The sequence below is a fragment of the Streptomyces sp. NPDC056222 genome (assembly GCF_042264065.1).
In the GTDB taxonomy this organism is placed as follows: Bacteria; Actinomycetota; Actinomycetes; order Streptomycetales; family Streptomycetaceae; genus Streptomyces.
Genome location: NZ_JBHJTL010000012.1, coordinates 17,418 through 40,652, shown reverse-complemented (window position 1 = coordinate 40,652; position 23,235 = coordinate 17,418). Strand labels below are relative to the sequence as shown.

20 protein-coding genes are annotated in these 23,235 nt (G+C 72.1%); 11 read left to right on the top strand and 9 right to left on the bottom strand.

Annotated features, from left to right (window positions below; all coding sequences use genetic code 11):
• Nucleotides 1-27: 27 nt before the first annotated feature.
• Nucleotides 28-1,512, bottom strand: a complete 1,485-nt coding sequence (locus ACFC0D_RS08600; RefSeq protein WP_376432527.1) for an aldehyde dehydrogenase — start codon at nucleotides 1,510-1,512, stop codon at nucleotides 28-30.
• Between the two features lie 293 nt (nucleotides 1,513-1,805).
• Between ACFC0D_RS08600 and ACFC0D_RS08595 the strand changes: the two genes are divergently transcribed.
• From ACFC0D_RS08595 to ACFC0D_RS08575, 5 genes are all read left to right on the top strand, one after another.
• On the top strand, nucleotides 1,806-3,170 hold the full coding sequence (locus ACFC0D_RS08595) for an MFS transporter (protein WP_376432525.1): 1,365 nt from the start codon (nucleotides 1,806-1,808) through the stop codon (nucleotides 3,168-3,170).
• Nucleotides 3,171-3,268: 98 nt separating this feature from the next.
• Nucleotides 3,269-3,808, top strand: a complete 540-nt coding sequence (locus ACFC0D_RS08590) for a MarR family winged helix-turn-helix transcriptional regulator (protein ID WP_376432523.1) — start codon at nucleotides 3,269-3,271, stop codon at nucleotides 3,806-3,808.
• A 179-nt stretch (nucleotides 3,809-3,987) separates the two neighbouring features.
• Nucleotides 3,988-8,886, top strand: a complete 4,899-nt coding sequence (locus ACFC0D_RS08585) for an RHS repeat-associated core domain-containing protein (protein WP_376432521.1) — start codon at nucleotides 3,988-3,990, stop codon at nucleotides 8,884-8,886.
• 7 nt (nucleotides 8,887-8,893) lie between these two features.
• Nucleotides 8,894-9,259 carry a DUF6193 family natural product biosynthesis protein gene (locus ACFC0D_RS08580; RefSeq protein ID WP_376432519.1) on the top strand — a complete coding sequence of 122 codons (366 nt, stop codon included), beginning with the start codon at nucleotides 8,894-8,896 and terminating at the stop codon, nucleotides 9,257-9,259.
• A gap of 74 nt (nucleotides 9,260-9,333) precedes the next feature.
• The gene (locus tag ACFC0D_RS08575) at nucleotides 9,334-9,498 is read left to right on the top strand and encodes a DUF6193 family natural product biosynthesis protein (protein WP_376432517.1); all 165 of its coding nucleotides are present in this window, start codon (nucleotides 9,334-9,336) and stop codon (nucleotides 9,496-9,498) included.
• Nucleotides 9,499-9,534: 36 nt separating this feature from the next.
• Here the strand turns inward: ACFC0D_RS08575 and ACFC0D_RS08570 are convergent, their stop codons facing one another.
• A complete protein-coding gene (locus ACFC0D_RS08570) occupies nucleotides 9,535-10,731 on the bottom strand; it encodes an MFS transporter (protein WP_376432515.1) in 1,197 nt (398 codons plus the stop codon).
• Nucleotides 10,728-11,273 carry a Chromate resistance protein ChrB gene (locus ACFC0D_RS08565; RefSeq protein ID WP_376432689.1) on the bottom strand — a complete coding sequence of 182 codons (546 nt, stop codon included), beginning with the start codon at nucleotides 11,271-11,273 and terminating at the stop codon, nucleotides 10,728-10,730. Before ACFC0D_RS08565 ends, ACFC0D_RS08570 begins: the two co-directional genes overlap by 4 nt.
• 191 nt (nucleotides 11,274-11,464) lie before the next feature.
• On the opposite strand from ACFC0D_RS08565, the gene ACFC0D_RS08560 reads away from it, so the two are divergent.
• Nucleotides 11,465-13,843 (top strand): alpha-N-acetylglucosaminidase, encoded by a 2,379-nt coding sequence (locus tag ACFC0D_RS08560; protein WP_376432513.1) that lies wholly within the window; start codon nucleotides 11,465-11,467, stop codon nucleotides 13,841-13,843.
• A gap of 42 nt (nucleotides 13,844-13,885) precedes the next feature.
• The gene (locus ACFC0D_RS08555; RefSeq protein ID WP_376432510.1) at nucleotides 13,886-14,302 is read left to right on the top strand and encodes a Rieske (2Fe-2S) protein; all 417 of its coding nucleotides are present in this window, start codon (nucleotides 13,886-13,888) and stop codon (nucleotides 14,300-14,302) included.
• On the opposite strand, the gene ACFC0D_RS08550 is transcribed toward ACFC0D_RS08555, so the two are convergent.
• On the bottom strand, nucleotides 14,289-14,948 hold the full coding sequence (locus ACFC0D_RS08550; RefSeq protein WP_376432508.1) for a cysteine hydrolase: 660 nt from the start codon (nucleotides 14,946-14,948) through the stop codon (nucleotides 14,289-14,291). The genes ACFC0D_RS08555 and ACFC0D_RS08550 overlap by 14 nt on opposite strands.
• A gap of 111 nt (nucleotides 14,949-15,059) precedes the next feature.
• Here ACFC0D_RS08550 and ACFC0D_RS08545 point away from each other — a divergent pair, with 111 nt between their 5' ends.
• On the top strand, nucleotides 15,060-15,527 hold the full coding sequence (locus ACFC0D_RS08545) for a pyridoxamine 5'-phosphate oxidase family protein (protein ID WP_376432505.1): 468 nt from the start codon (nucleotides 15,060-15,062) through the stop codon (nucleotides 15,525-15,527).
• An 84-nt stretch (nucleotides 15,528-15,611) separates the two neighbouring features.
• Here ACFC0D_RS08545 and ACFC0D_RS08540 read toward each other — a convergent pair whose 3' ends face one another.
• The gene (locus tag ACFC0D_RS08540) at nucleotides 15,612-16,517 is read right to left on the bottom strand and encodes a LysR family transcriptional regulator (RefSeq protein ID WP_376432502.1); all 906 of its coding nucleotides are present in this window, start codon (nucleotides 16,515-16,517) and stop codon (nucleotides 15,612-15,614) included.
• A gap of 50 nt (nucleotides 16,518-16,567) precedes the next feature.
• Here ACFC0D_RS08540 and ACFC0D_RS08535 point away from each other — a divergent pair, with 50 nt between their 5' ends.
• Nucleotides 16,568-17,563, top strand: a complete 996-nt coding sequence (locus ACFC0D_RS08535) for a DMT family transporter (protein WP_376432500.1) — start codon at nucleotides 16,568-16,570, stop codon at nucleotides 17,561-17,563.
• 52 nt (nucleotides 17,564-17,615) lie between these two features.
• Here ACFC0D_RS08535 and ACFC0D_RS08530 read toward each other — a convergent pair whose 3' ends face one another.
• Nucleotides 17,616-18,947 carry an aminotransferase class I/II-fold pyridoxal phosphate-dependent enzyme gene (locus ACFC0D_RS08530; protein ID WP_376432498.1) on the bottom strand — a complete coding sequence of 444 codons (1,332 nt, stop codon included), beginning with the start codon at nucleotides 18,945-18,947 and terminating at the stop codon, nucleotides 17,616-17,618.
• A gap of 35 nt (nucleotides 18,948-18,982) precedes the next feature.
• Here ACFC0D_RS08530 and ACFC0D_RS08525 point away from each other — a divergent pair, with 35 nt between their 5' ends.
• Nucleotides 18,983-19,666, top strand: a complete 684-nt coding sequence (locus tag ACFC0D_RS08525) for a pyridoxamine 5'-phosphate oxidase family protein (protein WP_376432496.1) — start codon at nucleotides 18,983-18,985, stop codon at nucleotides 19,664-19,666.
• Nucleotides 19,667-19,676: 10 nt separating this feature from the next.
• Nucleotides 19,677-20,315 (top strand): FMN-binding negative transcriptional regulator, encoded by a 639-nt coding sequence (locus ACFC0D_RS08520; RefSeq protein ID WP_376432494.1) that lies wholly within the window; start codon nucleotides 19,677-19,679, stop codon nucleotides 20,313-20,315.
• 52 nt (nucleotides 20,316-20,367) lie between these two features.
• Here ACFC0D_RS08520 and ACFC0D_RS08515 read toward each other — a convergent pair whose 3' ends face one another.
• The 3 genes from ACFC0D_RS08515 to ACFC0D_RS08505 all read right to left on the bottom strand — a co-directional run bounded on the left by ACFC0D_RS08515 (nucleotide 20,368) and on the right by ACFC0D_RS08505 (nucleotide 23,099).
• A complete protein-coding gene (locus ACFC0D_RS08515; RefSeq protein ID WP_376432687.1) occupies nucleotides 20,368-21,306 on the bottom strand; it encodes a DMT family transporter in 939 nt (312 codons plus the stop codon).
• Between the two features lie 195 nt (nucleotides 21,307-21,501).
• Nucleotides 21,502-22,518, bottom strand: a complete 1,017-nt coding sequence (locus ACFC0D_RS08510) for a DMT family transporter (protein ID WP_376432492.1) — start codon at nucleotides 22,516-22,518, stop codon at nucleotides 21,502-21,504.
• 41 nt (nucleotides 22,519-22,559) lie between these two features.
• Nucleotides 22,560-23,099 (bottom strand): Clp protease N-terminal domain-containing protein, encoded by a 540-nt coding sequence (locus tag ACFC0D_RS08505; protein WP_376432490.1) that lies wholly within the window; start codon nucleotides 23,097-23,099, stop codon nucleotides 22,560-22,562.
• Nucleotides 23,100-23,235 lie beyond the last annotated feature (136 nt).

Below are 23,235 nucleotides of genomic sequence, written 5' to 3'. Positions count from 1 at the left end.
TCTCTCCAGACGGGCGGGCGTGCCGGGTCAGTTGGCCCAGGGCAGGGGAAGGTCGGAGGTGCCCCAGTACAGGGACTTCTGTCGCTGGTAGGCGCGGATCGCGTCCCGGCCCTTCTCCGTGCCGAGGCCGCTGTCCTTCCATCCGCTGAACGGTGTGGAGGCGCTGAACTGCTTGTACGTGTTGATCCAGACGGTGCCGGCCTCGATCCGGCGGGCGATCCGCCAGGCGGCGCGCAGGTCACGGGTCCAGATGCCGCAGGCCAGTCCGTAGACGGAGTCGTTGGCCTGGCGGACCAGGTCGTCCTCGTCGTCGTAGGGCAGGGCGACGAGGACCGGGCCGAAGATCTCCTCCTGGCACGTGCGGGAGGTGTTGGCGAGGCCGTCCAGGACGGTCGGGAGGTAGTACGCGCCGTCCTTGTACCGCTCCCCCAGGGGTACCGAGCCGCCGCACAGCACGCGCGCCCCTTCGGAGCGGGCGAGGTCGACGTAGGCGGCGACGGAGTCACGGTGGCGGTGGTGCACCAGGGGGCCGACCTGGGTGGCCGGATCGGTGCCGGGGCCGACGCGCAGCTTGCGTACCCGCTCGACGAGCTCGCCGACGAAGGTGTCGTAGATCTCTCGTGCCACGAAGAGCCGCGAGCCGGCGATGCAGGACTGGCCGCTGGACGAGAAGATCCCGAACAGCACTCCGGCCAGGGCCTGCTCGATGTCGGCGTCGGCGCGCACGACGGTCGGCGACTTGCCGCCCAGTTCCAGTGAGGCGGGGACGAGCTTCTCACCGGCGATCGCGGCGATGGACCGGCCGGTCTCGGTGCCTCCGGTGAAGCCGATCCGGGCGACGAGGGGGTGGCGTACGAGGGCGTCGCCCACGGTCCTCCCGCTGCCGGGCAGCACCGAAAGGAGTGCGGTGGGCAGGCCGAACTCGTCGAGTGCCCGGGTGATCAGCCGCCCGAGGGCGAGGGAGACCAGGGGGGTCCAGGCGGCGGGCTTGAGGAGGACGGCGTTGCCGGCGGCGAGCGCGGGGGCGATCTTCTGCGCGTCGCTCGCGACCGGGGAGTTCCACGGGTTGATCGCGCCGACCACTCCGATCGGCTCGTACACGCTCATGGTGACGTACGGGCCGCGGGACGGCGTGACCGCGTCCTCGGCCGTCTCCAGTGCGGCGGCCATGTACCGGAAGGTGCCCGCCGCACTGAGCGCCAGGGCCCGGGTCTCGGTGAGCGTCTTGCCGGTGTCGGCGGTCTGCACGGCGGCGAGCTCAGGCGCCGCCTCTTCGGTCAGCTCGGCGATCCGATGCAGCAGCCGGGCGCGCTCGTGGGCGAGCATGTCCCGCCAGGCGGGGTCCGCCACCGCTTCCGCCGCGGCTTCGGCGGCTTCGGCGACCTCGGCGGCGGAGGCGGAGTGCACGGTGGCGAGCACCTGTCCGGTCGCCGGATCGACGGTGTCGACGGGCTCGCCCGCACCGCGTCGCCACTGGCCCGCGATCAGGATGTCGGTGGGAAGGAGCGGCACGGGTGGACCTCCGGGCGGGCAGCGGAAGGGGAGTTGGCTCCGGGCACGGACGGAGTCCGGCGCGATCCCGTGGCCGGAATCGCTGAAGCACTAGAAATCTAAGCGCTTAACTATTTCTCGACAAGCCCCCGAGTCGAGATCGTTGCCGAATCGGCCTTGAGCACGGCCTTCACGGCGCCGATGATGGCTACCGGGCCTGCGAGACAGAAATCTCTAGGCACTTAACCATTGACCGCTTAGATATGGCCCCCTACTGTCTCGGCAACTCCCCTGCCCGCGGAAGGACCCCCTCCATGACGACTGTGGCCGGCAAGCAGGCCATCGGCTCGATAGCCGCGCGACTTGAACGACTTCCGCACTCCCGGTGGCACGTCAAGGTCCGGTTCTTGATCGGCGCCGTCACCTTCTTCGAGGCGTTCGACCAGCTGCTGGCGGCGTCCGCGCTGCCCGTGCTGATGAAGGAGTGGCACCTGACCACCGGGCAGGCCACCCTCGCGGTGACCTCCGCCTCCATCGGGATGCTGCTCGGCGCCCTCGCGGCCGGCTGGCTGGGCGACCGGATCGGCCGTGTCCGCACCGTCGCCCTGGGCGTCGGTATCACCGGCCTCGCCAGCCTCGCCGTCGCCTTCTCCGGCAGCATCGAGACGTTCTCGCTGTTCCGGTTCGTCCAGGGACTCGGCATCGGCGGAGTCGTGCCCGTCGCCGCGACCTACATCAACGAGATCGCCCGCTCCGACAAGCGGGGCAGGTTCGTCCTGCTGTACGAGATGATCTTCCCCGCCGGACTCGCGGCGGCCACGCTGGTGGCCGTATGGGTGGTCCCCCAGTTCGGCTGGCGCGCGATGTTCCTCATCGGCACCATCCCGGTGCTGCTCGCCGCCGCGCTCCCCCGCCAGGTCGCCGAGTCCCCGCGCTGGCTGCTGGCCCGCGGACGCACCCAGGAGGCGGAGGAGGTCATCGCGCGCATCGAGGCGGAGGTGGCCCGTTCCACCGCCGAGGCGCTGCCCGCTCCCGCCGCGAACCTGACCGACGAGACGTCTCACGGCCGGCTCGGCGACCTGTTCCGGGGACGCTACCTCCGACGCACGGTGGTCCTCTCGGGGCTCTGGTTCGTCGCCTACTACGTCAACCACGGCATCTCCACCTGGCTGCCCTCGCTCTACACGAAGACGTTCGGCCTGGACCTGACCACCGCGCTCGTCTACACCCTGCTCAGCAATGTGACCGGCCTGCTCGGCACCCTCATCGTCGCGCTCCTGATCGACCGCATCGGCCGCAGGCCCGCCCTGATGGGCGCGCTCGTCGGTACCGTGCTCTCGCTGGGTGTGCTCGCCCTGGCCGGCGCGACCTCGGGCGGCCAGGTGGCGGTCTTCGCCTCCTGCACGACCTTCTTCCTCTACGCGGTCAACGCGGGGCTCTACCTGTACTCGCCCGAGCTGTACCCCACCTCCAACCGCGCCAGGGGCGCCGCGTTCGGTGGCGTGTGGAACCGGCTCGGCGTCATCCTCGGCCCCGTGACCGTCGGCGCGATCATCGGAGCGGGCGGCAGCCTGACCCTCGTCTTCCTGCAGCTCGCGGTGGTGGCCGCGGTGGGCGCGGCCATCGCCTGCTTCGCCGTCGAGACCAAGGGACGGACGCTGGAGGAGCTCAACGCCTGAGGCGACCGGCAGAGCGGCTCCCGCACACTTTCACCTCAGCGCTAAGATTCTCAGCGCTGAGGTGAAGGCGCGGGACGACGCCGGACGAGGGGAAGAGCATGGCTGTATCGAAGCCGTCGGACCGTGACGCCGTCGCGCGGGTGATCGAGGACTGGGCGCGGGAGAGGCCGGAGCTGGACACCAGCCCGCTGGAGGTGCTCGCCCGCCTCCACCGCTCCTTCCTGCGCTACAGCACCCGGCTCACGGCGTCGATCGAGCGTCACGGCCTGTCCGTGGCCGGCTTCGACGTCCTCACCGCACTGCGCCGGGCGGGGCACCCGCACCGGCTGACCGCGGGGCAGCTCGCCGACTCCGGTCTGGTGTCCTCGGCCGGGGTGACCCTGCGCATCGACCGCCTGGAGAAGGACGGCCTCATCGTCCGCGAACGGGACGCCGACGACCGCCGGGTCGTCTACTCCCGCCTCACCGACAAGGGCCTCGCCACGGTGGACACCGTGTTCGCCGAGCATCTCGACAACGAGCGCCGAATGCTCGGCGGACTCTCACCCTCCGAACGCCGCCAGCTCGCACGACTGCTGCGCAAGCTGGAGGAGTCGATCATCGGCTCCGACGAGGAGCCCACAGACACGACGGCCTGAGGGACGCTTCCGTCCCGTGCCGATGACACCGCACTCGGGTCGGCCCTCCCGGGAACGGCCGCTCCCTCGACGGCCCCGAACTGGCCGAGACCGAAGTCGCTTTGATCGACTGTCACCCCATGGCAAGGTATTCGCACTTGCATTCTGCGAATGCACTTACGTACGGGGGGCTTGGGGTCATGGCTGTCACGGTGCCGGATTGGGCTGACACGCTGCTGGATCTGGTGGGGGTGAACTGGCCGAACGTCGACGAGGACGCCTACCGGGACATGGCGGACGCGTTGCGGGAGTTCGCGGACGATCTCGCGGACGACGGTCAGCTCGCCAACAACCATATGGAGCGTCTGCTGTCGTCGGGGCACGGTGAGGCGATCGACGCGCTGAACGAGCACTGGGGCAAGGTCAAGGGCAAACACCTCAAGGACATGATCTCGGCTGCCCGGACCATCGCCGGGGCGCTGGACATGGCGGCGGGTGCGATCGAGGCCATGAAGTGGAAGGCGGTCGCGGAGCTCGGGATCCTGGCCGGCCAGACCGGTCTGGCGATGGCCCTGATACCGGTGACCGGCGGTCTGTCCGCGCTGCTGGGCGCCGGCGCGATCGCGTTCACGAAGAAGCAGTTGCTGAAGCTGATCACGGGGGCGATGGAGGAGGCGGTCGGTCACATCGTCGGGGTGATGACCGAGCCGGCCGTGGCGGCCCTGGAGGGCATGGCCGCCGATCTGGTGGTCCAGCTCGGGGCGACCGCGATGGGTCTGCAGGACGGCGTGGACGTCGACCAGACCAAGCAGGCCGGCAAGGACGGCTTCAACGAGGGCGTGCAGGGGGCCAAGGAGGGCCTGAACCTCGCCTCCGCCGGGGGCGGTGGCGGTGGCGGTGGCGGGGCCAAGGGCAAGGGCTTCCACATCGAGCACGACGAGCACGACAACGCCGGCACGAAGCTGAACGGCGTGAGCGTCGGCATCCACGGCAAGACCGCCGGCAAGCTCACCAAGGCCAAGACCGCTCAGGGCCGTAACAAGGGCCGCGACGACATCGCCGACGCGCTGGACCCGGTCATCGAGAAGGCCATGGGCGCCCTGGTGAAGTCCGCCAAGACCATGGGCGACCACGTCGGCGAAACCCTGCCCAGGGCCGTCAAACAGATATCCAAGGACCACAAGAACAACGACGACGACACCCGCGACCGCCTCGCCCGCCAACGCAAGGGCGACCACGACGGCAAGGACGGCAAGGACCCCGACGGGCCGAACAGCAAGGGCCCGCGCACCGACGGACACCTCAAGCCGGACTCCCTGAAGGACACCAAGTCCGACCCGCGCGGCAAGGGCGTCGAGATGGGTGACCGCACCTGCGAGGGCGACCCCGTCGACATCGCCTCCGGCGAGATGACCCTGGAGCAGGTCGACCTGTCCCTCGCCGGCGTCCTGCCCCTGGTCCTGCGCCGCACCCACCTCTCGACCTACCGCTACGGCCATTGGTTCGGGCCCAGTTGGGCCTCCACGCTCGACGAGCGGATGGAGCTCGACCCTTCGGGCCGGGGTGCCTTCTGGGCCCGCGAGGACGGATCGATCCTCTGGTTCCCGGCGCTCCCCGCGCCCGGGGCCGTGGATCCGGTCCTCGCCGTGGAGGGGCCCCGGTTGGCCCTCCACCACGGCGGCGAGGAGAACGGGGAGATCACGTACGTCGTCACCGACCCGCGCACCGGTGTGACCCGTACCTTCACCGGCAGCCCGTACCGCGAGTCCTCCGCGTACTGGCTCACCGCGATCGAGGACCGTACCCGCAACCGGATCACCATCTCCCGCCACGGCGACGGCACGCCCACCGCCGTATCCCACTCCGGCGGCTACCTGGCGACGATCGCGTCGGAGGACGGCAGGCTGCGCGAGCTCGCCCTGCGCGCTCCCGAGGGCCCCCGGACGGTGATGCGCTACGGCTACGACGAGCTGGGCCGACTCACCGAGGTCGTCAACTCCTCGGACCTGCCGCTGCGCTTCGGCTACGACCCGGACGGCCGCATCACCTCGTGGACCGACCGCAACGGCTCCACGTTCCGGTACGTGTACGACACCGACGGCCGCGTCGTCCGCACGGCCGGCCCGGACGGCTACCTGTCGTCGACGTTCTCCTACGACGTCCATCCCGCCACCGGCGACCGGATGACCCGCTTCACGGACTCCACCGGCGCGTCCAAGGTCTACGTCCTCAACGGCCACCTCCAAGTCGTGTCCGTGACGGACCCGCTGGGCAACACGGTCCGTCAGACGTGGGACCGCTACGACCGGCTGCTGTCCCGCACCGATCCGGCCGGGCGGACCACCACGTACACCCGCGACGAGCGCGGCAACCTCACCGGCATCGCGCACCCGGACGGCACCTCGGCCGGCGTCGAGTACAACGAGCTGAACCAGATCACGGTCGTCACCGGTCCGGACGGTTCGGTGTCCCGACAGGAGTACGACGAGGACGGCAACCCGGTCCTGTTCACCCGGCCCAACGGGACGACGACCCGGCTCACCTACGACGCGCGTGGCCGCCTCACCGGCGTCGACGACTCGGTGGGCGCCGTGGACCGGGTGGAGAACGACCCGGCGGGCCTCCCGCTCGCGGTTCGTGGCCAACACGGCGGGGTCACCCGCTACGTCCGCGACGCCTTCGGCCGACCCGTGCGGATCACCGACCCACGGGGCCACAGCACCGAACTGGAGTGGACCGTCGAGGGCCTGCTCGCCCGGCGGACCGACCCCGACGGGGCCACCCAGGCCTGGTCGTACGACGGCGAGGGCAACTGCGTCCTGCACACCGACGCCATGGGCGGCGAGACCCGCTTCGAGTACACCCACTTCGACCTGGTCTCCGCCCGGACGACACCGGACGGGGCGCGCCACGAGTTCGCCCACGACACCGAACTGCGCATCACGCGCGTCACGAACCCGCAGGGACTCACCTGGTCCTACACCTACGACCAGGCCGGCCTGCTGACCGCGGAGACCGACTTCGACGGACGCTCGCTCAGCTACACCCACGACGCCCTCGGGCGGCTCGCGTCACGGACCAACGGGGCTGGGCAGACGGTCCGTTACGAGCGGGACGTCGACGGACGGCTGGTCCTGAAGGACGCCGACGGTGCGATCACCCGCTTCTGCTACGACGCCCACGGCCACCTGGCCGGTGCCAGTGGCCCCGACACGGAGCTGACGTACGTCCGCGACATCTCGGGCCGGGTGCTCCAGGAGACGGTCGACGGCCGGAGCCTCACCCACACGTACGACGAAGTCGGCCGTCGCGTCCGCCGCACCACGCCCTCCGGAGCGGTCAGCTCCTGGTCGTACCCGGCGGACTCCCACGCCCGCCTGGACACCTCGGGGTACCAGGTCGACTTCGAGTTCGACGAGACCGGCCGGGAGCTCACCCGGCGCGTCGGCACCACGCTCACCATGGACCACGTCTACGACGCCGTGGGCCGACTCACCGGCCAGCACATCCGGGGCGCCGGAGCGCGGACCGTCCAGGAGCGGACGTACGCCTATCGCCCGGACGGCCACCTCACCGCCGTCGACGACCACCTGGCCGGCCGCCGGCAGCTCGAACTGACCGGAGAGGGACGGGTCACCGGCGTCACGGCCGAGAACTGGACCGAGCGGTACGCCTACGACGAGACCGGCAACCAGACGCATGCCTCCTGGCCCGGCGCCGGGACGGCGGAAGGCACCCGCGAGTACGCGGGCACACGCATCGGCCGGGCCGGCGCGATCCGTTACGAGCACGACGCGCAGGGCCGCGTGGTGCTGCGCCAGAAGACCCGGCTCTCCCGCAAGCCGGACACCTGGCGCTACGACTGGGACGCCGAGGACCGGCTGATCGCGGTCACCACCCCGGACGGCACCCGCTGGCGGTACGTGTACGACGCGCTGGGCCGCCGGGTCTCCAAACGGCGGCTCGCGGACGACGGGGTCACGGTCGTCGAGGAGACCCTCTTCACCTGGGAAGGCGACGCCCTCTGCGAGCAGACGACCCGCGTCCCGGGTACGGCGGAGAGCGTCGCGCTCACCTGGGACCACGACGGCCCCAAGCCGATCGCCCAGGTCGAGCGCCGGTTCCTGGACAGCGCGGAGGTCGACCGTCGCTTCTTCGCGATCGTCACGGACCTGGTCGGCACCCCGCGCGAACTCGTCGACGAGTCAGGCGACATCGCCTGGCGCACCCGCGCCACCCTGTGGGGCACCACCACCTGGAACCGCGACGCCACCGCGTACACCCCGCTGCGCTTCCCCGGCCAGTACTTCGACCCCGAGTCCCAGCTCCACTACAACCGCCACCGCCACTACGACCCCGCCTCGGGCCGCTACGTCTCCCCGGACCCCTTGGGCCTGGTCCCGGCACCGAACGCGGTGGCGTACGTGGAGAACCCGACGCGGTGGATCGACCCGCTGGGGCTGGCGATCGAGAACTACGAGACGGGGTGCCCGCACCGTCGCCGCGGCGAACACCGCCACAGCGTGGTGCTGGGCCCGAACCAGAGGCCGGCGACGGCGTCCAACTCGCTGGCGCGCTACCTGCGCAACGACCCCAACGACCTGAACCATGACGAGGACCGTCCTCAGGATCCGGGTGCCCACACGTACAACGGTGAGGACTACAAATACGGGGAGCCGCCCACGTGGATGACGAACGTGGCTTCCTCGGTCAGCGAGCGCAGCACCACCTTGTCGATCACCCTCGACGGCATGCCGAACAGGAACGGGGACGAGGGGAACTGGGACACGCCCGAAACCATTGTCGAGGCCTTTCAGAAGGCGGCCGTATTCGGCGCCAAGTTCGACATGAGCCACCCCGACAACTATCCTCCCGCCGGAGTAGGGGGCACGGCCTGGGAGATGAGCCGCGTCGCAGCCGCCGTGAAGGCCTACGACGGCGCGGCTGCCTTCGGCGATCCCGAGGAAGACCGGCCCGGCCGCCCTTGGGAAGAGATCCATTGGTACACCCGTGACGGGGATGACTCGTTCAAGAGGATCGACGTCCCCAAGCCGGACATCCCCGAGATCAAGCCCAACCTGCCGAAACACATGAGGTAGCCATCCCGTGACATCCGACGAATCCTCCGCAGCGGCCGGCCTCGTGGCCGCGGAGTGGCGCTTCTACACCGAGGAGACCCAGGACCTGGTCGACCCGGCCATGGCGCGTGCCGCGTACGCGCAACCTCGGCTGCGGGAGCTCTTCCCGAGGGCCAGTCACGGTGTCATGTTCTTCAGCCGCTGCACCGGCCTGCCCGCCGCCCGCGTCGGGGGGCAGGTGTACACCTCCGCCCCAGGGCAGTACAGGGTCAGGGGCCCCGAGGGGCGGACCATCGGCGAGACCGACTCGCTCGAAGCTGCCTTCGAACTGGTCGTCCGCTCCCTGCCCGATGACAGCGGCCCCGCCGTCATCGGAACGGCCAAGGACCTCTGACCGACAGCAGGAGCCCCCATGGGCCGACCGAGGCGGCGGAGATCGTGGCCGCCGAGTGGCATTGGACCCACGACGTGGCTGCCCTGTTCCCTCGTCCCGGCGGATTCCATGTGTTCCGGCACTCGGACCAGAAGGTGCTCGGCGAACCGGACACGGTGGAGGAAGCCGTCGGGCTCATCGTGGCCAACCTGCCCGACGACTGCGGGCCGGCCATCGACGGAACCCCGGACGACCTGTGACGGACGCCGGTCGCGACACCCTCGCGTGCCCGGCGGTCAGTCGGCCGCTGGGACCGTCCGGCCGCCTGTCCTCAAGGACAGAAGAGGGACGACGAGCACGAGCGCGGCAAGGGCGGCGAAGCCGTAGGTGAGGGTGGAGGCCGTGGCGACCGCGGCGACGAGGAGCGGGCCTCCGGCGTCGCCGAGTTCGCGGCCGAGTTCGGCCGAGCCCATGGTCTGGCCCATCCGCTCCTCGGGCGTCCTGGTGGCGAGCGCCGTGAAGCCGAGCGGGGTGATCAGCCCCGTGCCCGCCCCGACGAGGACCGCCGCGGTGAGGACGCCCGGCACGCCGGGCAGCATCGCGCAGAGGAGGCCGCCGGCCGTGAGGCCGAGACCGGTGGCGAGCCCGCCCCGTACGGTGATGCGCCCGGCGTCCAGGGCGCGTCCCGCATACGGCTGGACGACGGCCGCGGACGCGGCCAGGACGGAGACGGCCGCTCCGGTGGCCACGGTGCCGAATCCGGCGGCGGCTCCCGAGACGGGCAGGAACCCCACGCCGACCGAGAGGGCGGCGGTGGCCGCGGCCAGGGCCGCGGTGGGGGCGAGGAACGAGCGGTCGGCCAGGCGGCGTGCCAGGTCGGCGAGGGTCTGCCGCTGCTTCGGCAGCGGCGGTACGGCGGGTACGGCCACCGCGGCCCACACGGCGACGGCGAGACCGAGCACGGCGAGGACCGTGAACAGCAGGCGCAGCCCGCCCGCCCAGACCAGGAGGCCGCCCAGGAGGGGCCCGAGCGTGTAGCCGATGGACTTGTGGAAGCCGTAACTGCCGAAGGCGCGACCGCGCTTGGCGGCCGGATTGAGGCGGGCGACGAGCGCGGAGGCCGAGGGGGAGAACGCGGAGGCGGCGGCGCCCTGGCCGAGCCGCGCGGCCCACAGCCACCCTGGGCTGTCGGCGATCGCGTACAGCGCGGAGGCGGCGGCGAACGCGATCAGGCCGCCGAGCAGTACGGGCTTGGCTCCGATACGGTCGGCCAGCGAGCCGAAGACGGGCTTGAGAACGACCTCGGCGCCGTCGTACAGGGCGAGCAGGCCACCGAGGACGAGCAGTGAGGTGACGGCGTCGTCGGAGAAGCCGCCGAGGTTGGCCGCGATGCCGTGGGCGCCGAACGCGGTGGTGAATCCGGCCGCGTACAGGGGCCACATGGACCGCTTCGACGCGGGAGCCTCGCCGGTGGCGCGGGGTGCGGCGCTCATGCCTGGTCCGCCTGGCTGCCGTGCAGGGCGGCGAAGACGCGCTCGGCGTAGTCCTCGCAGACCGCCACGCACTGCCTGAGGCGCTCGGCGGCCCGGCCGGCCTCGGGGGCGCCGAAGACGTCGCGGGCCGTCAGATCCCGGTGCCAGCGGCGCAGCCGCTCCAGGCTCTGCTCTTCCTCCTCCAGCTCGGCGAGGGTGAACTTGCCGATCCGGATCTCCTTGGCGATCTCCTCCTCGAACTTGCCGCAGTCGGCGAGGAATTCGGCCCAGTCGGCGCTACGGGCCGCCGTGAACATCGCCTCGAACCCCGACGAGTCCTCGTCCGAGCGCCCGGCCGCCCGCAGGGTCACGGCCCGGCCGCCGGCGGTGTTCGTCAGATCGACGGCGCGCCGCACACCGTCGGCGAAGGCGGGCACGTCCGGTACGGCCCAGACGCCCTGCCCCAAGGAGAGCGCACCGGCCTTGCGCAGCTCGCGCCAGACCGCCACGCGGTGCCGGGACGGCTCGGCGGGCACCTTGAGGACCAGGACCAGCCACGCCATGTGCGAATCGTTCGCAGTCACACCGAGGAATGTAGCAGCCGTTACAAGCGGCGCTGTGCGAGCCGGTCGGCCCGCCCGTGCACCCGCAAGGATGAGCGCCGCGGTGTCCTCGGCTCCGCCTGCGCCCGCGGCGACACCGGTCGGCGGACAGTGATCGCATCATTCGACGATCACTCCGAGCAGGGAGCCAGATGGGCACTGACCTGGTCCTTCGATGCCGCCGGACGCTGGCCGCACTCGCGCTGACGGCGACCGGCACGCTATTGGTGCCGGCGCCCACCCCCTCCATGGCTGCCGATCATGCGTCCACCCGCTTCTCGGCCTCTGCGCGCTCGGCATCCGCGAGCGCGCCCGCGCGCGCCCCCGCCGCCGAGCCCGCGAACGCCCCAGCCGCCACCGACCGCGCGAACGCCCCCGCCATCGCTCCCGCCTTCGACCCGGCGCCCGCCCGGGCGAGCCTGGAGCGGCTGCTGTCGTCCCGGGCCGCTCAGTTCACCTTGCTGGCGGTCGAGCGGCCCGCCTCCGGCGACTTCTTCTCGGTCTCCGGGACGCCCGGAGCGATCCGTGTGCAGGGCACTTCGCCGGCCACGCTGCTCAGGGGAGTGGGCTGGTATCTGGAGCGGATCGCCGGGGTCGACATCGGGTGGCCCGGCGACAGTCTGGGCCGACTGCCCGCCACGCTCCCCGCGGTCCCCGGCACCGTCACCCGCTCGGCGAGCGTGCCCCACCGCTATGCCCTGAACGACACCGACGAGGGCTACTCCGGTGCCTACCGCGACTTCGCCTCGTACCGGCACCAGATCGACCTGATGGCCCTGCACGGCGTGAACGAGGTCTTCGTCCCGACGGGCGCCGAGTACCCCTACTACCGGGCGCTCCAGCAGTTCGGTTACAGCGCGGCCGAGCTGCGCGCGTGGATCCCGGGCCCGGCCCATCAGGCCTGGTGGCTGCTGCAGAACGTGTCGGGCTTCGCGGGCCCGGTCTCCGCGCAGCTCATCGAGGCCCGCGCGGCGCTGGGACGCCGGATCGCGGGCCATCTGCGCTCGCTGGGGATGACCCCGGTGCTGCCGGGCTTCTTCGGCACCGTGCCACCGGACTTCGCCGCCCGGAACCCGGGCGCGGTCACCGTCCCGCAGGGCAGGTGGGTGGGATTCGACCGCCCCGACTGGCTGGACCCCACCGGGCCGGTCTTCGACCGGCTGGCCGCCGCCTACTACCGCTTCCAGGAGCGGCAGTTCGGTGACAGCGACATGTTCAAGATGGATCTGCTGCACGAGGGCGGCACCCCGGGACCGGTCGACGTCCCGAGCGCGGCCGGCGCCGTCCAACGAGCCCTGGAAGCCGCCCATCCCGGCGCCACCTGGGTCATGCTCGGCTGGCAGGCGAACCCGACCACGACCCTCCTGAGCGGTGTGGACCGCAGCCGGGTGCTGATCGTCGACGGACTCTCCGACCGCTACGACGGCCTCGACCGCGAGAAGCAGTGGGGCGGCACTCCGTACGCCTTCGGTTCGATCCCCAACTTCGGCGGCCACACCAGCCTCGGCGCCAACACCGGCGCGTGGGTGAGCCGTTTCCACGCATGGCTGGCCGAGCCGGACAGCGCGCTGCGCGGCATCGCCTACCTCCCGGAGGGCACCGGCGGGAACCCCGCAGCCTTCGACCTGTTCACCGAACTGGCCTGGCAGCCGGACCCGATCGACCAGCAGGCCTGGTTCGCCTCGTACGCGGCCCGGCGCTACGGCGGTGCCGACCCGCACGCGTCCGCCGCGTGGGAGCAGCTGCGCCTCGGCCCTTACAGCGCACGTACCGGTACGTGGAGCGAGCCGCAGGACAGTCTGTTCGCCGCGCGTCCCAGTCTGACGACGACCAGGGCGGCCCGATGGAGCCCGACCGCCATGCGCTACTCCGCCGCCACGGTGGAGCGGGCGCTCGCCGAGCTGCTCCAGGTGGCTCCCGAACTGCGGACCACGGACGCGTACCGCTTCGACCTCGTCGACGTGGCGCGGCAGGCGCTCACCAACCGCGGCCGCGTCCTGCTGCCGCGTATCAAGGCGGCGTACGACGCGAAGGATCTGGAGGGCTTCCGGGCGCTGGTGCGCGAGTGGAACGCCGACGAGGAGCTGCTCGGGCGGCTGGTCGGCTCCGATCGCCGGTTCCTGCTCGGTCCATGGCTCGCCGACGCCCGCTCCTGGGGCGCCGACCCCGCCGAGCGCGATCGGCTGGAGTACGACGCCCGCTCGATCCTCACCACGTGGGGCGACCGCGTGCCGAGTGAGACGGGCGGTCTGCACGACTATGCCAACCGGGAGTGGGCGGGGCTGGTCCAGGACGTCTACGCGCCGCGCTGGGCGGCGTACTTCGCGAGCCTCGACACCGCGCTGGTGAACGGCACCGATCCCGTCGCCATCGACTGGTTCGCGCGCGACGACGCCTGGGCGCGCGGACACCGGTCCTACCCGACGGTTCCGGCCGGTGATCCCGTCGCTCTGGCGGGCGAGGTGCGGGCCGCGCTGGCAATGCCGTCCGACGCTGAACGTTTCGGGGCGCTCGCGCGTACTGACTCCTGACAGGGTGATCGCCTCGATGTGATCGAAAGGCAAGGGGAGCACATGAGTGGAGTGGCACGCCGGACGGTGGTCTCGGCAGCGGGCGGCGCGGGCCTGGTGGCCGTACTCACCGCCTGCGGTGCGGACGGCGACTCGGGCGGCGGTGGCGCGGCGGGCGCCGTGAAGGAGCCGGGCGCGCCCTTGGCGAAGACCGCGGACATCCCGGTGGGCGGCGGCAAGGTGCTGGACGGTCAGGGGGTGGTGATCACCCAGCCGACGGCCGGTGAGTTCAAGGCGTTCTCGTCCAAGTGCACCCATCAGGGCTGTGCGGTGAGCAAGGTCGCCGACGGGGTCATCACCTGCCCGTGCCACCAGAGCCTGTTCGACGCCTCGGACGGCAGCGTGAAGGGCGGTCCGGCCACGTCCCCGCTGCCGCCGACGCCGATCAAGGTCGAAGGGGACTCGATCACGCTCGCGTGACCCGCCGGGGGCTCTTCCAGCAGCCCAGCACCTCTTCGGTGGTGGCGACGGTGGAGACGAGCGCGAGCGTGTGACGGATCATCGCGGGGGTGTAGTCGGCCGGCACCCCCGCGATGGCGTCTCCGGGTACGACCACGGTGTAGCCGAGGTTGACCGCGTCGAAGACGGCGTTGGGGATGGCCACGTTGGCGGAGACGCCGGTGACGACGAGCGTGCGGCAGCCGAGGTTGCGCAGCAGCGGGTCGACGTCGGTCCCGGCGAGGGGCGAGAGGCCGTGCAGCCGTCGTACGACCAGGTCCTGGTCCGCGACCTCGATCGGCTCGGCGATCCGTACCGCCGTGCTGCCGCTGTGCTGCTGTACGGGGAGTCGGGCGGCGGCCCGGAACAGCCGGGCGTTGCTGTTGGCGCCGCGGCCGTCGGACCGGCGCTCGGCGACCGCGTGAAGCACCTGCACATCGGCCTCGTGAGCGGCGGCGACGAGCCGGGCGACGTTCTGGAGCACGCCCGACGCGCGTGCGGCGGTGGCGAGTTCGGGCAGCGCGCTGTTCCGTCCCACGACGCCTTCCTGGCACTCGACGGTGAGCAGCACCGTGCCGGCCGGGTCGAGCTGCTCCTGGAGCTGTGCCAAGTGATGTGTGCCGGCCATGGTCCCCCCTGCGTCGCACTCCGGGCGGGCGAGGTTAGCCACCCTTGCCCCAGGAGGGAAGAGCCTCCATGATTTCTGACACTTCATCAGAATTCTAGAAGGGGGCGGGCGATGACCGTCACGCAGCGCCGAGGACGCCGGATCATGATGACTCCGGCCGAGCTGGACACCTTCCTGACCGAGAAGCGCACCTGCCGCGTGGCGACCGTCTCGGCCGACGGCCGCCCGCATGTCGGCGCGCTCTGGTTCGTCTGGGACGGGACCTCGCTCTGGCTCTACTCGATCACCCGGAGCCGCCGCTGGGCGGAGCTGCGCGCCGACCCCCGGATCGCGGTGGTGGTGGACGACGGCGAGGAGTACGGGGAGCTGCGGGGCGCCGAGCTGTCGGGCACGGTGGTCTTCGTCGGCGAAGCCCCGCGCACCGGCGAACCGTGCGCCGAACTCGACGTCCCCGAACGGCTCTTCGCCGCGAAGAACTTCGGCCTGGACACGATGCCGCACGACGGTCGGCACGCATGGCTGAAGCTGACGCCGGACGCGGTCGCGTCGTGGGACTTCCGGAAACTGGCGACACTCTGAGGGCCGGGCGGGTGGAGGGGCCGGCACTCTCGGCGAGCGCGGGCCCGCGCAAGCCCGACCGGCTCCCCGCCGCTCTCGGTGGCGTCAGCTGCTCAGCGGCTCCCCCGCGCTCCGGAGCGCCTCGACCGCCGCCCGGATCGAGGGCCGCCGGTCGGCGTCGCTGCGCCAGGTCGCGTAGATGTGCCGGCGCATCTTCTGCCGTACGGGGACGAACGCGATCCCCTCCGGGGTCGGGCCCCGCCCGAGCCGCGGCGTGACACACACCCCGAATCCCGCGGCGACCAGCGCGAGCTGGGTGTGGTGCTCCGCCGCGAAGTGGGCGATGCGCGGCTCCATCCCCTGGGAGCGCAGCGTGAACAGCAGCCAGTCGTGGCAGAACTCGCCCTCCGGCCAGGAGACCCACTCCTCGTCACCGAAGTCCACGAGGTCCACCTCGTCGCGCGCGGCGAGCGGGTGGTCGGCCGGCATCGCGACATCCGCCGCGTCGTCGAGAAGGGGGGCCCGCTCCAGCCCGCCGGGCACGGGTGCCCTCTTGTTGCTCCAGTCGAGGACGATCGCGAGGTCGGCATCGCCCCGCAACACCTCGCGGATACTCTGCTCCGGCTCCAGCTCGGCGGTCCTCACCCGCAGCTCGGGATGGGCGGCGCGCAGCGCGACGAGGGCGGCGGGCAGCAGTCCCCGCGCGGCCGTGGGGAAGGCCGCGATCCGGACCTCGCCCACGACCTGTCCGCGCTGCGCCTCGATGTCGGCCTGCGCGACCTCGACCTGGGAGAGGATGCGCGCCGCGTGCTCGGCGAGGAGCAGCCCGGCGTCGGTGAGCCGCACGCCCCGGCCGTTCTTGGCGAGCAGCTGCTGGCCGATCTCCCGCTCCAGCTTGGACAGCTGCTGCGAGACGGCCGAGGTGGTGACGTGCAGTCCGTCGGCGGCTCCACTGACGGAGCCGTGCCGTGCGACGGCGTCCAGGGTCCGCAAGCGCTCCAGGTTCAACATGTAAGCAATGCTAAGCGAACGGATTCAAATAATCTCGCTTGTTCTACGAGATGGCAGCCCTCACTCTGGATCCCATGATGGTCGACTGGCGGATTCGCTTCGGTGTGCTGGCCCTGATCTGGGGCTTCAGCTTCCTCTTCATCAAGGTCGGTACGGAGGGCTTCGCACCGTTCCAGGTGACCTTCGGCCGTCTCCTGTTCGGTACGGCGGTGCTGGCCGTCGCCATGCTGCTGAAGCGCGAGCGGCTGCCGCGCGGTCGCCGGACGTGGCTGCACCTGACGGTCGCCGCGTTCCTGCTGAACGCCCTGCCGTTCTCGCTGTTCTCGTACGCGGAGCTGACGATCCCCTCGACGCTGGCGGGCATCTGCAACGCCACGACGCCGCTGTGGGGCATGCTCCTGTCGCTCGTGGCGCTCTCCGAGGACCGCCCGACGCGGGTGCGTGCGGCGGGTCTGGGCATCGGCTTCATCGGTGTACTGACGGTGCTCGGCGCCTGGCAGGGCTTCTCCGGACTGGACGTCACGGGCACGATGCTCGCGCTGCTCGCCTCGTTCAGCTACGCGGTGGGCTGGATCTACGTCCGCCGCACACTGACCGGCACGGGCGCGTCGAACCTCTCCCTCGCCGGGTCCCAGGTGGGCCTGGCAACGCTCCAACTGGCGGTGGTGACGCCCCTGTTCACCTCGCTCCCGTCGTCGATCGAGATCGTTCCACTGCTCGCGGTGATCGCCCTGGGAGCGCTGGGCACGGGGTACGCGATGCTGCTGCAGTACGGCGTGGTCGCGGAGGTCGGCCCGACGACGGCGGCCATGGTCACGTACTTCATCCCGGTCATCGCCACGGCGGCGGGCGTGGCCCTGCTGAACGAGCAGCTCAGCTGGAACACCCCGGTGGGCGCCGTCATTGTCCTGGCCGGCGCGGCCCTGACCCAGACGCGCCCCCGCACCCTCGCCCCCAGCACCGTCCACGCCTCCGCCACCCCACCCAAGCCCACCGCACCCGCGCCCGCGCCCGCGCCGACAGCGACAGCGACCCGGCACTCGTAGGGCGCCGCACGCGGCCCGAACCAACAGAGCTCGACCCCCGCCCCCGCCCCCGTCAGCCGTAACTCCGCGCCGGCGCCGGCCCCGCCGCCCCCGCGACCGCGTCGGCCAGGACCTCGACGTCGGCGGGGGTCAGCCCGGAGACGGTCAGCCGGACGGCCGGGCCCGTGGCCAGCCGGAAACGGGCCCCGGGGGCCACCGCCCAGCCCGCGCCGAGCAGTCGGGTCACGGCGCCCGTCTCGTCCGAGACCGGTACCCACACGTTCATCCCGCTCCGCCCGTGCGCCTCGACGCCCCGCCGCCGCAACGCGCGCACAAGCCCGTCGCGCCGCTCCGCATAGGAGCCCGCGACCGCCGCCGGGTCCACCGCCCCCGTCGCCCACAGGTGCGCGACGGTGCGCTGGAGCAGCCTGCTGACCCAGCCGGGGCCGAGTTGCTGACGCCCGAGGACCCGGTCGACGGTCTCCGCGTCGCCGGTGAACGCGGCGATCCGCAGGTCCGGCCCGTACGCCTTGGCCACCGAGCGCACGAAGACCCAGTGGCGAGTCACCCCCGCCAGCGGATGCAGCGGCAGGTCGACGATCCCGTGACCGTGGTCGTCCTCGACGAGCAGCACGTCCGGATGGTCGGCGAGGATCCGACGCAGGGCGGCGGCACGGGCCGCACCGATGGCCGCACCGGTCGGGTTCTGCGCGCGGTCGGTGACGATCACCGCCCGTACGCCCTCCCGCAGCGCACCCTCCACCGCCGCGGGCAGCGGCCCCTCGTCGTCGACCGCGACCGGCACCGCCCGAAGACCCAGCGCCGGCACGAGGTCGAGCAGGCTCCCCCACCCCGGGTCCTCGACAGCGACCGCGTCCCCCGCCCTGAGGTGGACGGCCAGCACCCGTTCGATGGCGTCGAGCGACCCGGAGGCGACCGCGACCGGCCCGTCGGGGACCCCGTCTGCGTCCAGCGCGGCCCGCGCGAGCAGGGCGAACCCCTCGTCGACAGGGCCCTCCGCGTACATCCCGGGCCGCTCGGCCTCACGCCGCGCCGCCTCGGCGAGCGCCTCACCCAGCGACGGCAGCAGGGCCGGGTCCGGATTGCCCTTGCCCACGTCCCGTACGCCTGCGGGGGCCTCCACGCGGATCGACCCACGGGCCGTCGTCGCGGGCCTGGGCCTCACCCGACTGCCGCGCCGCCCGTCCGTCTCGATGACCCCCCGCTCCCGCAGGGTCCGGTACGCGGCCGCGACCGTGTTCGGGTTCACGCCGAGCGTGACCGCCAACTCCCGCATGGACGGGATTAGTTGACCAGGCTCCAGCACCCCGTCCGCCACTCCGCGTTCGACACTGGCGGCGATCTCCGATGCGCGACGACCTTCGATCCGATACTCTCCTAGCACAAAAGACATTATGCACTAGTGCAATGGAGAGCGCAATGACGGATTCCTACGAGCCGACCGAGCGGACCATCCCCACCCGTTCCCGCGACCGCGCCTCGTACGACCGTGCGGCGGTGCACTCGATACTCGACGAGTCCTACGTCTGCCATCTCGGCTTCGTCCGCGACGGCGCCCCCGTCGTGCTGCCGACGCTCTACGGCCGGATCGGCGACCGCCTCTACGTCCACGGCTCCACCGGTTCACGCCCGCTCCGCATGGCGGGCGCCGGCGGCGCCGAGGCCCCCGGTGACGAAGAGGCCCCCGGCCTGCCCGTCTGCCTGACGGTGACCCATGTCGACGGTCTCGTCCTGGCCCGGTCCGCCTTCCACCACTCGATCAACTACCGCTCGGTCGTGGTCCACGGAACCGCCCGCCAGGTCACCGATCCCGAGGAGCTGCGCACCGCCCTCGACGCCCTGGTCGACCACGTCGTGCCGGGCCGCTCCTACGACTCCCGCCCCGCCAACGCCAAGGAGCTCGCGGCCACCGCCGTCCTGCGCCTCGACCTCGACGAGGTCTCCGCCAAGGTCCGCACCGGCGGTCCCAACGACGAGCCGGAGGACGCGACCCTCCCGCACTGGAGCGGTGTGATCCCCGTACGGAAGACCTACGGCACGCCGATCCCGGCCGACGACCACGACCCGGCCATCGCCCTGCCCGACTACCTCTCCGTCCTCTGAGGGCCGCGCCATGCTGATCCATCCCTGGGACGCCCCCCACGAGGACCGGGAGTGGCGGGACTGGCTGGCTCACCACGACTTCGGCCAGCTCGCGGTGAACGGACTGCCCGGCGAACCGCCGTGGGTGCAGCCGATGCACTTCCGGTACGACTCCGAGCCCGGCCCCCACGGGCAGGTCCTGGCCCACCTCGCCCGCCCCAACCCCCTCTGGCGGGCCTTGGAGCAGAACCCGACGGTCCTGCTCAGCGTGGTCGACGACTACGCCTTCGTGCCCGGCCCGTGGGCGGCCCCGGACGGCGCACCTGCCGAGCACGGCACCCCCACGTCCTTCTACGCCGCGGTCCAGCTGCGCTGCACGGCGCACGTGGTCGACGATCCGGCGGAGAAGGCGGAGTTGCTGAACCGCCAGGTCGCCCACTTCCAGCCCGAGGGCGGTACCGCCCCGGTCACGGCGGCCGAGGCGCCCTTCGGACGGCTCCTGTCGGGGCTGCGGGTGCTGCGCCTCGACGTGACGGAGGTCCGGGCGAAGTTCAAGTACGCGAACCACAAGCCGGAGCCGGTCCAGGACCGCATCGTCGAGGGCCTGACGGCGAGGGCGGGGCGAGGAGACGCCGAGGCGGTGGCTCACCAGGTGCGCCGCCGCGCGTAGGGGGTGGGGCGGGCCCGGGCGCCCCCTGACGGGCTCCGCCCACCCCCACCGGCTACGCCGTCGCAGCCTCCGCCCGCCGCACCGCGGCGTCCCGCGCCTCCGCGAAGGCGAGCCCGGTCACCGCCGTGAGCAGCAACAACGTGCCCACCACGGTGGCGGCGGTCAGCTCCTCCCCCAGTACCGTCACCGCGATCGCCGCAGCGCTCACCGGCTCGAGCAGCATGATCACGGACACGGTCGCCGCACGGACCACCGCCGCCCCGGCGAAGTAGAGCGCGTAGGCGAGCGCGGTCGGCACCGCAGCCACGTACACCAGCAGTCCGAGCACCTGCACGGGCTGCTCGGTGTGCGGGAACAGGCCCTCGACGGCCGCCATCGGCAGCAGTCCCACCGCTCCGACGGCGAAGGCCCAGGTGGTCGTCGACAGCGCGTCGGAGCCGCCGCCGTCACGGCCGAGCCACCGCGTGAGCAGGGTGATGGCCGCGTATCCGGCGGCCGAGAGCACCGCGAGGCCCACGCCGAGCGGCCTGACCTCGCCGCTCTCGCCGCCCAGAACGAGGACGGCCAGTCCGGCGAGCGCCCCGCCGACGGCGGCCGCGCCACCGCCACCGAGGCGTTCGCCCATGGTGAGCCTGGCGCCGAGCGCGATGAGCACGGGCCCCGCGCCCAGCGTGACGACCGTTCCGACGGCCAGCCCGGTCGTCTCGACGGCGGCGAAGTAGGCGCTCTGGAAGACGGTCAGCCCGATCCCCGTACCGAGGATGCGGATCAACCGTCGCCTGCGCGGTTCCGCCGCCTCGGCGGCGGGTCGTCCGGGCCGCAGGGCGAGCGCCCCGAGCAGCAGGACCAGGCCGCCGACGCAGCGCCAGAAGGACAGCGCCAGCGGGCCCATGTCGCTGACCCGGAACATCAGCGAGGCCGCGGCCCCTGCGGTGCCCCAGGCTACGCCGGCGACGATCAGATAGAGGAGGCTCCGCCCGATGGCAGGCATGGCTGCCGTGGACGTGGAGGAGGAGTTCGACACGTGCTTCTCCGTGTGAAGACGGGGTGGTGTGGTCGCTCGAATCCGCACGCGGGCAGCGACGAACCGCTCGGGAACTGCCCGAGCCCGGTCTTCGTCAGGGAGAGTGCCGCCCGCGCCTAAGCGGCAGGGGGCGGAAGTACGGTCGAATGCATGATCGTCACCTTACGGGGCGGTCCGGCCGGCGGACAACTCGGCTTCGAGGTCGCTCGCCCCGGACCCGGAGACGGGCTCGGCCTCGGCCTCCGACCCGGCCACCGGCTCCGCCGAGGCCGGCTTCGGCGTCGACGACTGGGCGATGAACGCGCCGACGAGCACGACCGCGCCACCGATGATCTGCGGCGCCGCCAGGTGCTCACCGAGCAGCACCCAGGCCAGTACGGTCGCGATCACGGCCTCCAGGCAGGCGACGACGCCGGCCACCTGCGGCGAGAGCCTGCGCACAGACACGATCCCGGTGACGTAGGCGAGGACCGTGGCGATCAGCACGATCCACCCGAGGAGCAGCCAGGCAGCCACTCCCGTGCCGTTCATGTCGGCGTCGCCGGCGAGCAGGGACCAGTCCATCCCCCACGGCCGGGCGACGACGGTGAGCACGAGTGCGCCGATGAGGAGTCCGTACGCGATCACACCCAGCGGGTCCACGGGGTCGGACTCGTCGCCGCCGTGGTCGGAGAGCACGAAGTAGCCGACCTGGCAGCAGGCGGCACCCAGTGCGAGCAGCAGTCCGAGCAGGTCGAAGCTGAGCCCCGACCAGACCTGCACCACACATGCCAGACCGCCGACGGCGAGGACGACGCCGAGCGCGGCGGCGCGGGTGACCGGCCGGCGCTGGACGAAGCGGACCCAGCCGAGGACGAGGGCGGGGGCGAGGTACTCGATGAGCAGCGCGACCCCGACGGGGATCCGGGAGATCGAAGCGAAGTAGAAGGCCTGGACGCCCGCGACCGCGAGGAGTCCGAAGCCGACGAGGAGCACGGGCCTGCGACGGAGCAGGTCGCGGTGGCGCCAGGCGACCGGCAGCATGACGAGGGCGGCGCCGGCCACCCGGAGCCACACCACGTGAAGCGGATCGAGGCCTGCCTCGATCAGCGGCTTCGCCGCCACACCTGAACCACCGAATGCGAAGGCCGAGGCCAGGGCGAGTCCCAGGCCGGCGCTTCTCCCCTGAGACGCGTGCATCGGGCCATCATGACAGGACCGAGTCAGGTGCGTAACCCCCGTTACACCTGTTGAGACAGCTCCCCGATCCGGTCGGCGAGAACGAGCGGATCGACCCCCGCCCGGCCGAGCACCTCGACCGCCCGGCTGTCGGGATCCTCGGCGATCACGGCCAGGAGATCGAGGCCACGCGCGCGTGGCTCGCCGCGCAGGGCGGCCCGCTCTCCGGCGCGGTCCATCGCGGCGGCCGCGGCGGGCGACCAGCCGTCCGCCGCCGGATCGGCGTCGCGTACGGCACCCAGGGTGCCGGAGTCCTCCACGGAACCCTGCCACCGCAGGCCGTAGCCGATGGAGCGCTGGACGAGATAGCCGAGGACGCGGGCGAGCTGCGGCCCGCCCTCGAAGGCTGCGCCGACCTCGGGATCGGATTCGATGAGGGAGTGGAGCAGATGGGCGGTGTCGATCTGCCGGTCCCCGTCACGCAGGGCTCTGCGGCGCGCACTCGCCACGACCGTCGCGAGTTCGGCGGTCAGGCGACCGAGCTGGATTTCCGGGCGGCGGGCCACCGGCTGCCGGGGCACGCGAGGGACAGGACTATGCACCCTCCCACCTCATCAGCCCCGGGGGGCCTGAACATCCCCGCGGAGGAGCATGTCCGCATCCCACGTGAGTTGGGCACGGGCGCACGGTCCCTCATCCCTGCGGAGGAGATTTCGGGTGTTCTCCCCGTGGGGGCGC

Coding starts and splice junctions, on each gene's coding strand:
- ACFC0D_RS08545 (WP_376432505.1), top strand. CDS start 15,060: ATGACCGTCACGCAGCGCCGAGGACGCCGGATCATGATGACTCCGGCC.
- ACFC0D_RS08590 (WP_376432523.1), top strand. CDS start 3,269: ATGGCTGTATCGAAGCCGTCGGACCGTGACGCCGTCGCGCGGGTGATC.
- ACFC0D_RS08515 (WP_376432687.1), bottom strand. CDS start 21,306: ATGCCTGCCATCGGGCGGAGCCTCCTCTATCTGATCGTCGCCGGCGTA.
- ACFC0D_RS08560 (WP_376432513.1), top strand. CDS start 11,465: ATGGGCACTGACCTGGTCCTTCGATGCCGCCGGACGCTGGCCGCACTC.
- ACFC0D_RS08555 (WP_376432510.1), top strand. CDS start 13,886: ATGAGTGGAGTGGCACGCCGGACGGTGGTCTCGGCAGCGGGCGGCGCG.
- ACFC0D_RS08550 (WP_376432508.1), bottom strand. CDS start 14,948: ATGGCCGGCACACATCACTTGGCACAGCTCCAGGAGCAGCTCGACCCG.
- ACFC0D_RS08525 (WP_376432496.1), top strand. CDS start 18,983: ATGACGGATTCCTACGAGCCGACCGAGCGGACCATCCCCACCCGTTCC.
- ACFC0D_RS08535 (WP_376432500.1), top strand. CDS start 16,568: ATGGCAGCCCTCACTCTGGATCCCATGATGGTCGACTGGCGGATTCGC.
- ACFC0D_RS08585 (WP_376432521.1), top strand. CDS start 3,988: ATGGCTGTCACGGTGCCGGATTGGGCTGACACGCTGCTGGATCTGGTG.
- ACFC0D_RS08520 (WP_376432494.1), top strand. CDS start 19,677: ATGCTGATCCATCCCTGGGACGCCCCCCACGAGGACCGGGAGTGGCGG.
- ACFC0D_RS08540 (WP_376432502.1), bottom strand. CDS start 16,517: ATGTTGAACCTGGAGCGCTTGCGGACCCTGGACGCCGTCGCACGGCAC.
- ACFC0D_RS08570 (WP_376432515.1), bottom strand. CDS start 10,731: ATGAGCGCCGCACCCCGCGCCACCGGCGAGGCTCCCGCGTCGAAGCGG.
- ACFC0D_RS08565 (WP_376432689.1), bottom strand. CDS start 11,273: ATGGCGTGGCTGGTCCTGGTCCTCAAGGTGCCCGCCGAGCCGTCCCGG.
- ACFC0D_RS08595 (WP_376432525.1), top strand. CDS start 1,806: ATGACGACTGTGGCCGGCAAGCAGGCCATCGGCTCGATAGCCGCGCGA.
- ACFC0D_RS08510 (WP_376432492.1), bottom strand. CDS start 22,518: ATGCACGCGTCTCAGGGGAGAAGCGCCGGCCTGGGACTCGCCCTGGCC.